At 54.4% G+C, this 14110-nt stretch carries 9 protein-coding genes; 7 read left to right on the top strand and 2 right to left on the bottom strand.

Annotated features, from left to right (window positions below; genetic code table 11):
• From RMSM_RS31705 to RMSM_RS31695, 3 genes are all read left to right on the top strand, one after another.
• Positions 1-1468: LamG-like jellyroll fold domain-containing protein (locus RMSM_RS31705; RefSeq protein WP_236622382.1), on the top strand; the 1468-nt coding region annotated here is incomplete at its 5' end.
• Positions 1469-1488: 20 nt separating this feature from the next.
• The gene (locus tag RMSM_RS31700; RefSeq protein ID WP_236622381.1) at positions 1489-4344 is read left to right on the top strand and encodes a DUF1553 domain-containing protein; all 2856 of its coding nucleotides are present in this window, start codon (positions 1489-1491) and stop codon (positions 4342-4344) included.
• Positions 4345-4494: 150 nt separating this feature from the next.
• Entirely contained in the window at positions 4495-5892 is a 1398-nt protein-coding gene (locus RMSM_RS31695) for a DUF1501 domain-containing protein (RefSeq protein WP_008707258.1), read from the top strand.
• Positions 5893-6103: 211 nt separating this feature from the next.
• Here RMSM_RS31695 and RMSM_RS31690 read toward each other — a convergent pair whose 3' ends face one another.
• Together RMSM_RS31690 and RMSM_RS31685 are read right to left on the bottom strand one after the other, a co-directional pair.
• The gene (locus RMSM_RS31690; protein WP_008707256.1) at positions 6104-7204 is read right to left on the bottom strand and encodes a fatty acid desaturase family protein; all 1101 of its coding nucleotides are present in this window, start codon (positions 7202-7204) and stop codon (positions 6104-6106) included.
• Positions 7205-7440: 236 nt separating this feature from the next.
• Complete coding sequence (locus tag RMSM_RS31685; RefSeq protein WP_008707254.1) at positions 7441-9360, bottom strand: OPT family oligopeptide transporter; 1920 nt, start codon at positions 9358-9360, stop codon at positions 7441-7443.
• A gap of 219 nt (positions 9361-9579) precedes the next feature.
• On the opposite strand from RMSM_RS31685, the gene RMSM_RS31680 reads away from it, so the two are divergent.
• The 4 genes from RMSM_RS31680 to RMSM_RS43145 all read left to right on the top strand — a co-directional run bounded on the left by RMSM_RS31680 (position 9580) and on the right by RMSM_RS43145 (position 13840).
• Positions 9580-11139, top strand: coding sequence for a sulfatase-like hydrolase/transferase (locus tag RMSM_RS31680; RefSeq protein ID WP_008707252.1), 1560 nt, complete (start codon positions 9580-9582; stop codon positions 11137-11139).
• Between the two features lie 187 nt (positions 11140-11326).
• Positions 11327-12460, top strand: coding sequence for a lactonase family protein (locus RMSM_RS31675; RefSeq protein ID WP_008707250.1), 1134 nt, complete (start codon positions 11327-11329; stop codon positions 12458-12460).
• 104 nt (positions 12461-12564) lie between these two features.
• The gene (locus tag RMSM_RS31670; protein ID WP_236622380.1) at positions 12565-13659 is read left to right on the top strand and encodes a beta propeller repeat protein; all 1095 of its coding nucleotides are present in this window, start codon (positions 12565-12567) and stop codon (positions 13657-13659) included.
• A gap of 25 nt (positions 13660-13684) precedes the next feature.
• Entirely contained in the window at positions 13685-13840 is a 156-nt protein-coding gene (locus RMSM_RS43145) for a hypothetical protein (protein ID WP_008707246.1), read from the top strand.
• The last annotated feature ends 270 nt before the right edge of the window (positions 13841-14110 follow it).

The raw sequence follows: 14110 nt of genomic DNA, 5'->3' as shown, positions 1-14110 counted from the left end.
GGCTCGAATCAAGCCAGGCCGAATGATGTTGATGGCAGGCACTTTGCTCGCCATCGCAGCCTGTTTGTTTGTCTTGGTTCCGCTGATCCCCGGCATCAATGCTCAGCAAGACGTTGTCGCGTGGGATCCCAGTGCGGCCACGAATTCCCAGCGCGTCAGCCGTCCCCAGATTGAACCATCGGCAAGTGGGTTTGCCATTTTGAGTGGCCAAAGCGAAGCCGTATGGGAAGGCGCCACCGTCGGAATCGACAGCGGTGGTTTATTGCCCGAGGGTGAATTGCATTTGAAGTCCGGCTTGGTCCACCTCGAATTGTTCAGCGGCGTACAGGTCGTGGTCGAAGGCGAGGCGGTTTTCTCGATCGATTCGCCGATGCAAATCAGCATGACTCGTGGCCGAGCTCGGGCTCAGGTGCCAAATGCCGCGCACGGTTTTCGTATCAAGACCGCTGCCGGAGAAGTCGTTGACTTGGGGACCGAGTTCGCCATCGATGTGACGGATGATCGCTCGAGTGTCCAGGTGGTCGATGGCGAGGTCGAATTGCGGCCTCAAGGGACCGGCACCGGTACCGATTCGCTGCGTTTATTCGAGGGCGAGTCGATGGATTTGATGTCAGATGGTCAGGTGTCGCAAACCCAAACAGCCGATTTGAACCTGGTTGGCCCGGTCGCATTTCAGAGAGAGCTTGCCCAGTCGCAATTGAATCGATTACAGCGTTGGCAAGCCGCCAACGAACGAATGCGGACCGATCCTCGGCTGATTGCTCATTATCAAGTCGATCCAAACGCAGATTGGTCGCGACAATTAGTCAACCTTGCCGCCGGACGTGACGACGTTGCATCGGACGGTGCGGTGGTCGCTGCGGAACGTGCCGTCGACCGCTGGGGACGTAACGGTGGCGCATTGGATTTTAGCCGCACCGGCAGCCGGGTGCGTTTGGACGTTCCGGGAACGCACCGAGGTTTGACGCTGTTTTGTTGGGTGAAAATCAACAGCTTGGACCGCTGGTACAACTCGTTATTTCTGACCGATGGTCATGAAGATCGCGAGCCACATTGGCAAATCATGGACGATGGCCGGATGTTCTTTTCGGTGAAGGTGCCAACGACGAATTCCAGCAAGCCCCAGAAGGTCGCTCACAAAATCTATTACTCCGAGCCGATTTGGAACACCTCGCTCAGCGGGCGTTGGATCATGTTGGCAACGGTCTACGATGTCGATTCCCAACACGTCTCGCATTATGTAAACGGAACGGAAATTAGTAGTGAAGCGATTCCCGCAGAATCGCTGGCAGAAACGATCGAGATCGGTGCGGCATCCATTTGTAATTGGAGCCAGCCGATGTATCGCACCGACGCCACGTTCGTGGTGCGGAACTTGAATGGTGTGATGGACGAATTTGCAATGTTCTCTGGAGCATTGTCGCAGCAAGAAATTAAAGAAATTTATAAGGTGGGAGATCCCTATTGATGTGTGACATGATCCGTAGCATGCGAATTGTTTCTTTGCTGGTCGCGGTGCTGACGACCATCACGTTGTCTACCGGCATCGTGTCGGCGGATGAAGCGGCCGAACGTGAGTTCACTTTGAAGGTGTTGCCGCTGCTGAAAGACAAATGCCTTGGTTGTCATGGCGGCGATGCCGATGACATCAAAGGCGAATTTAGTGTGTTAACACGCGCCGATATGTTACGTGGCGGTGAGTCGGACGAACCCTCGGTGGTTCCCGGCAAACCGGACGAAGGGACGCTGATCGATGCGGTCACCTGGAATTCGTGGGAAATGCCACCCAAAGAAAATGACCGTTTGACGGAAGAACAAATCGCCATCGTTCGCCGCTGGATCGAAAACGGCGCTCCTTGGCCTGACGAAGCGACTCAGACTCGCTATCGCGATGAAGAACGCCAACAAAAGGTGACCGACGAAGGCATGATCGTCACTACCAGCGGTGGCACGTCGAGCGAATGGACCGACCGACGCTACAAACCGGAAGACCTGTGGTCGTTTGCTCCGCTAAAGAACAAAAAGGATCTGTTGCCCGCGTCCGCGGACGCCACGGAGGCGATTGACTATTTCATCGACAAAAAACTGGTCGAAGCGGACGTGAAGGCTGCCGGCGAAGCGAGTCCCGAAGACTTGGTGCGTCGTGCGACTTTGGATCTAACCGGTTTGTTGCCCACGCCTGAAGAAGTTGATGCGTTTGTTGCCGCGTGGAATACCGATTCGCAATCGGCCTGGACTGAGTTGATCGACCGATTGCTTGCCAGCCCAGCCTATGGCGAACATTGGGCTCGGCACTGGTTGGACGTGACTCGCTATGCCGATACCGGAGGGATGGCAAACGATTTTGAGCGATCCAATATGTGGCGTTATCGCGACTATGTGATTCGCTCGTTCAACAACGACAAACCGTACGACGAGTTTGTTGTCGAGCAGATCGCTGGCGATGAACTTGCGGACGAGTCGGTACGAGCACGCAGCAAAGGTAATGAAGGAGCGGTTAAAAAAGCTCAGCTCAAAGGCGATTACACGCCCGAAGAGGCCGAGTGGATCATCGCTACCGGATTTTTGCGTCTGGGGCCGTGGGATAACGCGATGATCGAAGCGGACGAGGCACGTCAGATCTTTTTGGACGACCTCGTCAACATCACCGGACAAACGTTCTTGTCGACCACGATGCGGTGCTGCAAATGTCACGATCACAAATTTGATCCGCTGCCTACGCGGGATTACTACCGCATGTATTCGGCATTCGCGGCGACCCACATGGCCGAGCGGAACGTGCCGCTATTGGACGTCGAGAGTCGCGAGCAGTTCGAAGAGGGACGTGCCCATGTGCAAAAAATGCTCGATTTCGCGGTTTCTGAAAAAGCTAAACTGGTGAACAAACGCGAAGCCGCGGCGCGAAAGTGGTTCGAAGAACACAACCTGCCATACAAGAATGAAAATCAGCGAAAGGATCTGCCCGACGAAGAGAAGCCGGAGCGGCATGTGGGGCTGGATCACGTTGAGCAAGGTCAGCTAAAAGTTCGCGAGCAAGACGAATGGATTTGGACTCGCCGACTCGAACGCTACGAGCCGATGGCACAAAGCGTCTACAACGCCGAGTTTGCCAAGTTGGCTTGGAACGGTGCTCGCAAATTGCGAATCACTCCCGACAAGAAAAAAGAATCGCTCGTCAATCACATCTTGGTCGGTGGAGCGCTGACAGCGCTGGGCGATCAGGTTTCTCCGGGCGTGTTAAGTGCGGTTTCGGTACCGGTTGATTCGCAGGCGGACGATCCATATCTGCTGACCGATTCCGTCGACGGCCGACGATTGGGACTGGCTCGTTGGATCGCACATCCTGAGAACGCATTAGCGCAGCGATCGATCGTCAACCGGATTTGGCAATACCACTTCGGAGTCGGATTGGCCGCGAATTCCAATAACTTCGGCGGCAAGGGAGCGAAGCCTTCGCATCCTGATTTGCTCGATTATCTAGCCCGCGACTTTATCGAGAACGGTTGGACGATCAAGCGGATGCATCGCAAGATCATGTTGTCTGACGCGTACCGCCGCAGCACCGTTCCGGTGGATGCAGAGCAGATCGCTGAAACGGATCCCGATAATAAATTGCTTTCCTACTTCCCTCGACGTCGTTTGAGTGCCGAGGAACTGCGAGATTCAATCCTGCTGATTACTGGCGAGTTGCAGCAGTGCGATGGTGGATTACCGATCAGTCCCGAGATCAATATGGAAGTGGCATTACAGCCGCGAATGATCCAGTTCTCGTTGGCTCCGTCGTACCAGCCATCGCGGACTCCGGAGTTGCGGAATCGCCGCACGATCTATGCGTACCATGTGCGTGGACTGGCGGATCCGTTTACCGAATTGTTCAATCAGCCGAATCCAAACGATTCGTGTGAGGCAAGAGAGACCGCGTCGGTGACACCGCAAGTGTTCACGCTGCTCAATAGTGACACGATGACCGATCGTTCGGTTGCCTTGGCACTGCGGTTGGAACAGGAATGCGAGACGCTTTCCGAGCAGATCGATCGTGCGTTTCGTTTGACTTTGGGCCGTCATGCAACTGCCGACGAACAAAAGCAGTTGTCACGTTACGTCAAAGATATGCATGCGTATCACCAATCGGTCGACCCCGAGCCGGTCGAGTATCCGACGGTGATCACCCAGTCGTTGGTCGAAGAGTTTTCAGGCCAACCGTTTCAGTACGAAGAGATCTTGCCGATCTTTGAGCGATACGAACGCGACAAGAAAGCAGCGGATGTCTCGGACCAAACGCGTGCTTTGGCCGACATGTGTTTGCTGCTACTGAATACCAATGAATTCATGTACGTCGACTAAGTGAGATAGGCTTCCAGCCTGTCATGTGGGATAGGCTTCCTAGCCTGTCTAAGTATTACCAACATCCAGCCTGTCCAATCCTCATACGCGATTCCAATCTCCGGGTTGGATCGCCGCCCCGCTTCATTTCCTTTTCAGAGAGTTAATGCCATGTTAAACGCAAACCGACGATCTTTTCTGTACGGTCTTGGGGCAACCTTGGGCACCGTCGCCTTGACCGATTTGATGGCGGCCGATGCGGTCAAAGCGGCGCCGACGGGACCGCTGTCGCCGAAGCCACCGATGCATCCGGCCAAAGCCAAGAACGTCATCATGTTGTTCATGGAAGGTGGTCCGGGGCACATGGACACGTTTGATCCCAAGCCTGAATTGACCCGGTTGCATAAATCGGAATCGAAGTTGACGGCCGGACAAGAAACGGGATTCAAGTTCTTTGTCGGCAGCCCGTTTGGGTTCAACAAAGTGGGCGACAATGGAATCGAGATGTGTGATCAGTGGAAATACCTATCGGATCCCTACGTGGCTAATGAGCTGTGCAACTATCGCGGTTGCCAAGCCGAATCGTTGAACCATCCCGAGGCGTTGTTCCACATGAACACGGGCAGTCGCTTGGGAGGCGATCCCGCATTAGGGGCCTGGTCCACTTACGGGCTGGGCAGCGAGAATCAGAATTTGCCAGGTTACGTGGTCATGACTGAAATGGCATTGCCGCAAGGCGGACCGGGCAACTGGAGTAACGGCTTTCTGCCGCCCTACTATCAAGGCACTCGGCTGCGTCCCCAAGGTTCGCCGATCTTGGACCTTGCGCCTCAGCAATTCAAGACTCGCGAGCATCAACGGCGAGCCCTCGACGAATTGGCTCGGCTAAATGCTCAGCATCTGGCGTCGTTGGGAGCCGAGGACGAGAAGCTGAACGCTCGTATGGAAAGCTACGAGTTGGCGTTCCGAATGCAGACCGAAGTGCCGGGGGTGATCGATCTGGCCAAAGAAGACGCGAAAACGCAGGAGATGTACGGGCTGAATGATTCGGAAACCGAGACGTTCGGACGGCAATGCTTGATGGCACGTCGCTTGGTCGAAAGCGGCGTTCGCTTTGTGCAAATCTTTAGCGGCGGCTGGGACAGCCACGATTATCTTGAGCGTGGTCATACGGCACGTATCAAGAGTGTGGACAAGGGGATGGCGGCACTCATTCGCGATCTGAAACAACGCGGCATGTTAGAAGACACGTTGGTGATTTGGACGGGTGAGTTTGGGCGCACCCCCGACAACAACAAACGCGGCGGAGTTTATTCGCTCGGTCGCGGCCACAACAATCAAGCGATGACGATGTTGATGGCGGGCGGCGGAGTCAAACCTGGTGTGGTCGGAGCGACCGACGAACTTGGTTCGTCCGCAGTCGAATGTGTCCATCCGATCCGCGACTTGCACGTGACGCTATTGCATTTGTTGGGACTCGATGACAACAAGTTGACCTATTTCCACGGCGGTCGTTACAAACAGCTCAGCCAGTTTGGCGGCGAAGTGATTCACGATCTGATCGCGTAGTCAAAAGAGGGATAGGTTTCCAGCCTGTGATCTGTTCTCGACATCGCTAGAAGAGCGTAGGGGCGGTTCTTAACGGCCGATTTTCTCGAGCCTCAAGGACGGCCGGTGGGAACCGGCCTTACTTGAAACATGACATTTTGAAACGTGGCATTTGTTTTCCGCTGGTTCCCTGCGCTCGAAACGTCGGACCAGCGACGATGTCAGCCATGCTCTACGCTTGCGCCTGTTGACTTGCCGCTCGCATCGTCGTCTGACGATTTCGTTTGACCAAATTGATGATCGCGGCGGTCAGCGATCGTTCTTCGGTTTGGCGATAGGGTGAATTCGCGGGCAGCGATTTCATCAAACGGCGGTGTGCTTCGGGTAATGCGTGATAGGGCAGCGAGGGAAACAGATGGTGTAGTGCATGGAAGCGTGTACCCACCGGGCCCCACAGCTCGGTGATCCAAGCGTGGTGCGGATAGTTGACCGAATCAAGCAGCTGATCCAAAAACGTCATCTCGTCGCCCGCGTTGGACCAGCGATGCGATCCAATCGTTCGGATCGAATTCAGAAAGATGATGCATACCGACAACAGGTACGCATGGATCAGAAACGGCGTCGGCCATTGGCCCACGGCCAACGGTGCGATCACAACGATTGCCAAGCTCCAAAGAAAACAGCCAAACTCTTGGATGTAGATGATCTTTAGCGTCTTTTTGGTTGGCAACGGTCGAATGTAGGTCGGATCCATCACCATCGACGAAGCATGTTGATGGACAAAGGCTCGGAAGCCGGGAATGACCCAGGCCAATGGGGTGAGCACCAGAAAGCGAACCACGGCGACGATGGGAATGATCAGGCTCCACGACAAATAGAACAGGATCTGCCAACCTTGTTGGTGTTCGAGCGGCAAATACTCGCCATCATGATCGGTGCCATAGTGTTTGCGGCGATGATGATCGATGTGCGTGTAGTAGACGAACGAGGGAATCAAGAACGGAATACCGCACACCAAATTCCACACGATCCGAAACCATTTCAGCCGTTCGTTGTTGCGTTGATGCACCACTTCATGGATGAATAACGAAGCACGGTAGAACAGCAGCACCGAAACGAAAAAGAAAAACGTCTGGTGAAACGTTCCTTGAAAACCTTGGTGACGTGCATAGATGGGGCCTCCCGACACCTGGGCGAACGAGTAGGCCCCCGCGGCATAGGTCAGCAGAAAGTCAGCCCAATAGACCCAGGCATGCGGCCGAAACAGATCGCCAATCACTCGACGGCTTTCGGTAAATGAAAATTCAGCGGAACTTGTTGCGTTGGTTGACATGATTACGGCTGTCGAAATTTGCGAGGCCAAACAGAATTGATTTGGTTCATCCGCGTCACTCGTCGAACCCAGGGTTGGACATGCCTCCTAGCTAAGGCGGGGCTCGCTCGGGACGCGTACACCTATGTCCCTTTTCAAGTCTATTTCGGCTTGAAATAAGTTCAAGTTGATCCGAATTGTCGGCTTGCAATCGATCCGCTTCTCAGACCGCCGCGAACGGCGTCCCGACATCCGAATTATGAGCGGCGAGGGCGCGTCATGGTCAAAAATAGAGCAACAATCGCCACCGCGACCGCCATTGTCATTGCGGTAAGCACGCTGGATGAAAGTTCGAGGTTCAGCGCCGTAATTCCGAATGCGGCCAAACCGGCGAGCCCCACAGCGGTTAATGCTTCACCCGCAATCACCCCTGATGAGAACAAAATGCCGCGGTGCAAGACACGATCATGATCGGCGGGGGGTGTGCTGTGAGTGCATAGTTTGGCGATGATGCCCCCGATCAGAATGGGCGTGGCCAATCCGAACGGCAAATACATTCCGACCGCGATCGGCATCAAGTGAGCACGGTGTTTTGTTCGTCGTTTCAGAATTTCATCGATGACTAGAATCACCATGCCCACGCCGGCACCAAGCCCGATCAAGTTCCACGGCAGCTCGCCTTCGCCTGCGAACCCGCGAGCCAGACTGGCGAACAAGCTGGCTTGCGGGGCCGACAACTTTTCGCCGCCAATCCCGCCGGGTGTATTGTTGTGCAATAGCGTCAACACTGGGGCCATCACAAACGCAGCAACCCCGACGCCACCGATCTGCATGATCTGTTGACGAAACGGAGCGGCACCTACGATCGAGCCTGTTTTTAAATCGTTGCAAACATCGCCGCTGGTGCATGCGACACAACATACGACTGCGGCGATCCCCAGCGTGGCGACCATCCCTTGAGTGCCTGAGTAGTTGAACAACCACAGCAAACCGCCCGCAGCCAACACAGCGGTGATCGTCATCCCCGAGACGGGGCTGTTTGAATTTCCGACCAGTCCTACGATGTAGCTGGCCACGGCGGTGAAGAAGAACCCCATCGCCAACATTACCAAGGTGGATAGCATTGTGACGCCCACATCGCCGGTGAAGCGGTAGTTCAAAATCGCCAACATGATGGTGCAAGCGATTCCAAGCGTCAGAATCAGCCCGGACGGAATGTCGCGTTCATTCTCAACCCGTATAGCGGTGTGTCCCCGCAGTCCTTGCGAAAGCTCGCGAACCGCAGCAATCAATCCAGATCGCACGGCAAACAGAGAACTGATTCCACCGACCACCATTGCACCGACGCCGACGTAGCGAATTTCGCTGCTCCAGATCGTCCAGGCACCGTCGATGGGGTCCGCAAATTCGCTTGCACCGCCAAGCAGTGGGATGCCGATCAGCCACCCCAACGTGCCGCCGATAAAGATCAGGATTGCCACATGCAAGCGAACAATAAAACCGACCGCGACCAACATCGGTGACAAGTCGCCTCCGAAATAAAAGATACGGTCGCCCGCCGTTTTGGCGACTTGTAGCGAATCTTGAACGATCCCCAGAAAACCTGCGGCGACTTTGAACATCGCACCGACAATTCCGCCAACGATTAAACCTTGTGCCGCATCATGCGAACCGTCATCGCCTTCACCGGCTTCCAACACCGCGGCGCAGGCGACGCCTTCGGGGAAGGGCAGGTCGGGGTTGTTGGCCACAAAAACGCGTCGCATCGGGATCATGAATAAGATGCCCAACAACCCGCCGGTCAACGCGACCATTGAAACGGTCCAAAAATCGAACGACTGCCAATACCCGATCAGGATCATCGCAGGCATCGTGAAGATAATGCCTGCGGCAAGCGACTCACCGGCCGAAGCACACGTTTGAACTTGGTTCGCCTCGAGCACGGTGGAGCGACGAAACAGCAACCGAAACAACAACATCGCCATCACCGCAGCCGGGATCGACGCCGACACGGTCATACCGGCTTTCAGTCCGACATACACGTTCGCGGCTCCCATGACGACCGACAATAGCAGCCCCAGCACGATCACCCGGATGGTCAACTCGCCGCCCCCGAGAGATCCGTTTGCCGTGGTCGCCGCGGGCGTACCGGGATCCGGTGTCATTGGATCGTTCATCGATTTATCTTCTTCCCCGTTTTAAGTTCGTGATTTGAGACTTCGTCCGCCATTTCAGTCTTCTCTGCCCACGCGTTCGGCCGCGTCCGTTAAAGTAGGAGACTTGGAATTCCGCTGCTGAATTCCTCGTCGTCAGTTCCGCTGACCTGCCATTGGTCCCACCTATCGTATCGGTTTTCGCATTACCGCTTCCTTTCTCGCCCCAATTCCCTTCCCTCGATGAATACACTGCCCCCAATTTTGTTGTCGTGTCTGGCTGTCCTGGTCACGTTCGCGTCTGCGGCCGCTCAATCGCCCCAAGCTAACCGGCCCAATGTGATGGTCTTTCTTGTTGATGATATGGGAGTGATGGACACGTCGGTGCCGTTTTTGACGGACGCCAAGGGGAACCCCAAGCGTTATCCGCTGAACGATTATTATCGCACCCCAGCGATGCAGCGTTTGGCGGATCAAGGCATCCGTTTTAACCAGTTCTGTGCAATGAGTGTTTGTTCGCCGACGCGAAATTCGATCATGACCGGTCAAAACGCGGCTCGTCATCGTGCAACGAACTGGATCAATCCCGCCAAGGATAATGCAGGTCCCCATGGTGCACCTGATTGGAATTGGGAAGGTTTGAAAAAAAGCGATGTGACGCTACCGGGTGTCTTGAGTGATTGTGGTTATCGCACGATTCATGTCGGCAAAGCACACTTTGGGCCCGAGAACTATGAAGGTTCCGAGCCACTGAATCTCGGCTTCGACGTGAACGTTGCCGGAGCCGCCTTTGGGGCACCCGGCAGCTACTATGGTGAAAAAAACTATGGTCACCGAAACAAGCGTGCACATCATGCTGTGCCGCACTTAGAGAAATATCATGGCAGCGATACCTTCTTGAGCGAAGCGTTGACGATCGAAGCCAAGAAACAGGTCACTGCAACAGTGCAAAGTGGTGAACCGTTCTATCTGTATTTTGCTCACTATGCCGTGCATGCTCCGTTCGAATCCGATCCACGCTTTGCGGATCACTACGACGATTCGGGAAAACCAAAGAATGCTCAAGCCTTTGCAACGTTGATCGAAGGGATGGACAAATCGTTGGGCGACATGCTCGACCACTTTGAACAGCTTGGCGTGGCTGAAAACACGCTTGTCCTGTTCCTTGGCGACAACGGTTCCGACGCGCCGCTTGGACATCAACACCAAGTCGCTTGTGCCGCTCCGCTGCGAGGCAAAAAAGGAGCCCATTACGAAGGCGGGATGCGCGTTCCTTTGATCGCTGCCTGGGCAAAGCCCGATGACAAGAACGCTCTGCAACGTAAGCTTCCGATTCCCGCCGGAGCAATTCAAAGCCAAATCGCCGCGGTGCAAGACCTGTTTCCCACCATCACGTCGCTGACCGAGTGCGACGTTCCTAAAGACCACGTGGTCGATGGACAGCATTTGCAAACGCTGCTAACAGGTGAGGCGGATCCAAATCGCGCCGAGACATTTTTGATGCACTATCCTCATGGTCCGCATCGCAGCAACTACTTTACAACGTGGCGCGACGGCGATTGGAAGGTGATCTACCACACGTTGCCCAAAGAAAAGACCACCGGAGGATTTATCCAGTTTGAGGGTGGACATTACGAACTGTTCAATTTGAAAGACGATCCATTTGAATCGAACAATCTCGCGGGTTCGCATCCGCAAGTGCTGCGGCGGATGATGATCGGGCTGATCGCGGCGCTCGAGAAGCACGACGCGGTCTATCCCGTGGACGATGCCGGAAACGAGCTGCGTCCGCAATTGCCATAAACGGATCAAGGCAAACAACAAATCCCGTAGTGGACAATGGCTACAAGTCCCTTAACGAAACGTGTTTCCCGCAGTGAAACGTGATTTTTCGTGATTCGTAGCCTCGTCCACTACCAAAGTCTTGTTTGTAAAACCGAGAGTCTATTGTTTCCGCGATTTTTATCATCCAAGTAATATAAGAATAGAAATGCGTCCATCCATTCTTTCCCTCTTCGGTCTTCTTCTTCTCTCGCTGTCGGTCGCTGCTGGCGAACCGGTGGTTTTTGTCTCGGCGTTTAAATCGGGTGATGAGGGCGCGATCCATGCCTTTCGCTTCGATACGCAAACGGGGGCATTAAAGCGGCTAGACCAAAGCACCGACATTGGCCAACCGTTCTTTATGGCACTCTCGCCCAATGGACAGTTTTTGTATGCCATTGATACGGACCAATTTGGTGGCGACGAGGATGAATGGATTGCCGCGTATGCGGTTGAAGGCGAGACGGGAAAGTTAACTCGTTTGAACCGACAATCGGCGCGCGGTACCGCGTCGTGCTATCTCGATGTGGACGCTAACGGAAGGTCGGTGGTGGTTGCTAACTACGCATCCGGCAGTGTCGCAGCGTTACCGGTACGTGAGGATGGATCGCTCGAGGAAGCTGCCTCGTTTATCCAACACGAAGGCTCCAGCGTGGACGCCAAACGTCAGAAGGGACCATTCGCACACAGCATCGTGATCAGTCCCGACAACCGCTTTGCACTGGCTGCCGACTTGGGGCTCGACAAAGTGCTGATCTATCGACTCGATGCGGCTACCGGGAAACTGGTCGCAAACGACGTACAACCGTTCGCCCGTTTGCCACCCGGCTCAGGACCTCGCCACTTGACCTTCGATCCGAGCGGCAATCGGGTTTATGTTATTAACGAGCTGAAAAATACGGTGACCTACTTCACCTATGCGGCGGACTCGGGCAGGCTAACGCCTCAGCAAACGATCTCGACATTGCCGGAGGGTTTCACAGGGTCGAGTTATTGTGCCGACTTGAAAATCACGCCGGATGGCCAGTTTTTATATGGTACCAATCGTGGGCACGACAGTATCGCGATCTATCGCATCGGTTCGGATGGCCGGTTGAGTCTGACCGGGATCGAGTCGAGTTTGGGTGGCGGCCCACAGAATCTGCTGATCACGTCTGATGGTCGCTGGTTGCTCTGCGCGAACATGACCGGGAACAACGTGAGGGTGTTTCGAATCGATTCAAAGACCGGTGGATTGACTGCCATCGGGGATCCTGTTTCGGTCTCCATGCCCTCCTGTCTGCGTTGGTTGCCGGCAAATTAAACCGTTCCACACGTCGTGGAAAGCGGTTGATAATCACAACCTGAAAACGGATGTGTCGGGTTATCAGAACAGCTTAACGACCTTTAAAGATGAGAATCCAAGTAATGAAGTCTAAAGCCAACTCGGACTTACCGTCTGCTGTGACTCGGAGGCAAGTGCTTGCCACCGCCGCCGTTACTGCCGGCGGTTTGCTCTTGCCTAGCCGTGAAATTCAGGCGGCGACGACGGATGTCGGTGAAACCGATCATTTTTGGTATCGGCTTGCGCCCGAGCATCCGTACATCGACTCGCAACGTGGAAACAAGGCGTTTGGCTTTGGGCTCGGTAAGGTCTATCTGTCCGAAGACAACGGGAAAACGTGGCCGCACGAGGCGGTGTTTCGCAACGCGGACAATATCACGTTCAGCTGTATTCTTGGAAATGGAAACATTCTGTTTGCCACACGGACGAAGCTTTATCTGAGTACCGACAATCTGAAAACACACACTCAGATCATCGTCAAAGATCTCGATGGCAGCGATTATGTTCCGCACACGTCGCTGGACCCCGATACTCCCGGCTGGTATTTCCATTCGCTTGACGGCGAACATACCTGGGAAGTGGAGGGGGCGGAAATGTTGGTGTGGGGCAATTACTGCAACGTCCTCGGTGGTGCGGTGCCTGTGAATATTTACTATTCGACTGATCAAGGTCGCACCGTCAAAATTGCTTATTCGTTCGGGGAAAACCCAGCGTTCCAGCAGCCCGGCAGCAAGGAACAGGATTGGTTGGGCAATCCTGACAATCCGGTGATGGCGCGGCACATTCACTCGGTTGCCTACAATCCGGTCGAAAATGCCTTCTACGCATGCACCGGTGATCACGACCGCGACGACAACCACGAGTGTCATTGGTTGCGTGGCAGCTATGACACGGCAAGGGATTCTTGGGATTGGAAGGTGTTGGTGTCAGTCAATTCCAACTCGCGATTCAAATCGGGCGGCATCAATTTTGTCGACGGTCGGCTCTACTGGGCCGCCGACGCCAATGGAACCAACGGCACGATGCCGCATGACCGGGGCCTTTTTTATGTGACCCCGCGACCTCGCGGATGTGGAAAAGCACACGATGATGTTCAATCCGAAATACGAATCGGCGAACATGATCATCGAAGACGGTGTGATTTTGTCGGCACACTATGCGCCCGCTTCGCCTTATGACACGGGCTTTATCATTTCAACGGACATGGGCAAGTCTTGGGCTCAGTACGACTTGAAAGAATTCGGCAAACGATCTCCCACCCGCTTCCATAAAAAGAACAGCGACGGATGGTTCCGAGTCGACCTGCGAAAAGGATGGATCGAGCGAGGCGAAGTGCTGTTCATTAAACCCAAACCGTGAGTGATCGCTCATATCGAACGTGGAACGTCGACGCCGTTTCGTGGAAGTATTTATTGTCATCGTTGTAGGGTGGATCGTCCCACTCGCTTCGTTGCGAACTCAGACGCAGTGGTGTTCGTGATCGCGAAACGGTCCGCACGACTCATTCAGGGTAAAGAAAGGTTAAAATATGGAAGGTTAAAAAATGGGAGACCAGCTTAGATTAGATTCATGAATGGTCTGTCTGTTTTTCTTATCTTCTAACCCTCCATTTTTTAACCTTCTTTCTGA

This window comes from Rhodopirellula maiorica SM1, assembly GCF_000346295.1.
Classification (GTDB): Bacteria; Planctomycetota; Planctomycetia; order Pirellulales; family Pirellulaceae; genus Novipirellula; species Novipirellula maiorica.
The sequence above is the reverse complement of the archived record's forward strand: the minus strand, read 5'-3'. Positions and strand labels throughout refer to the sequence as shown.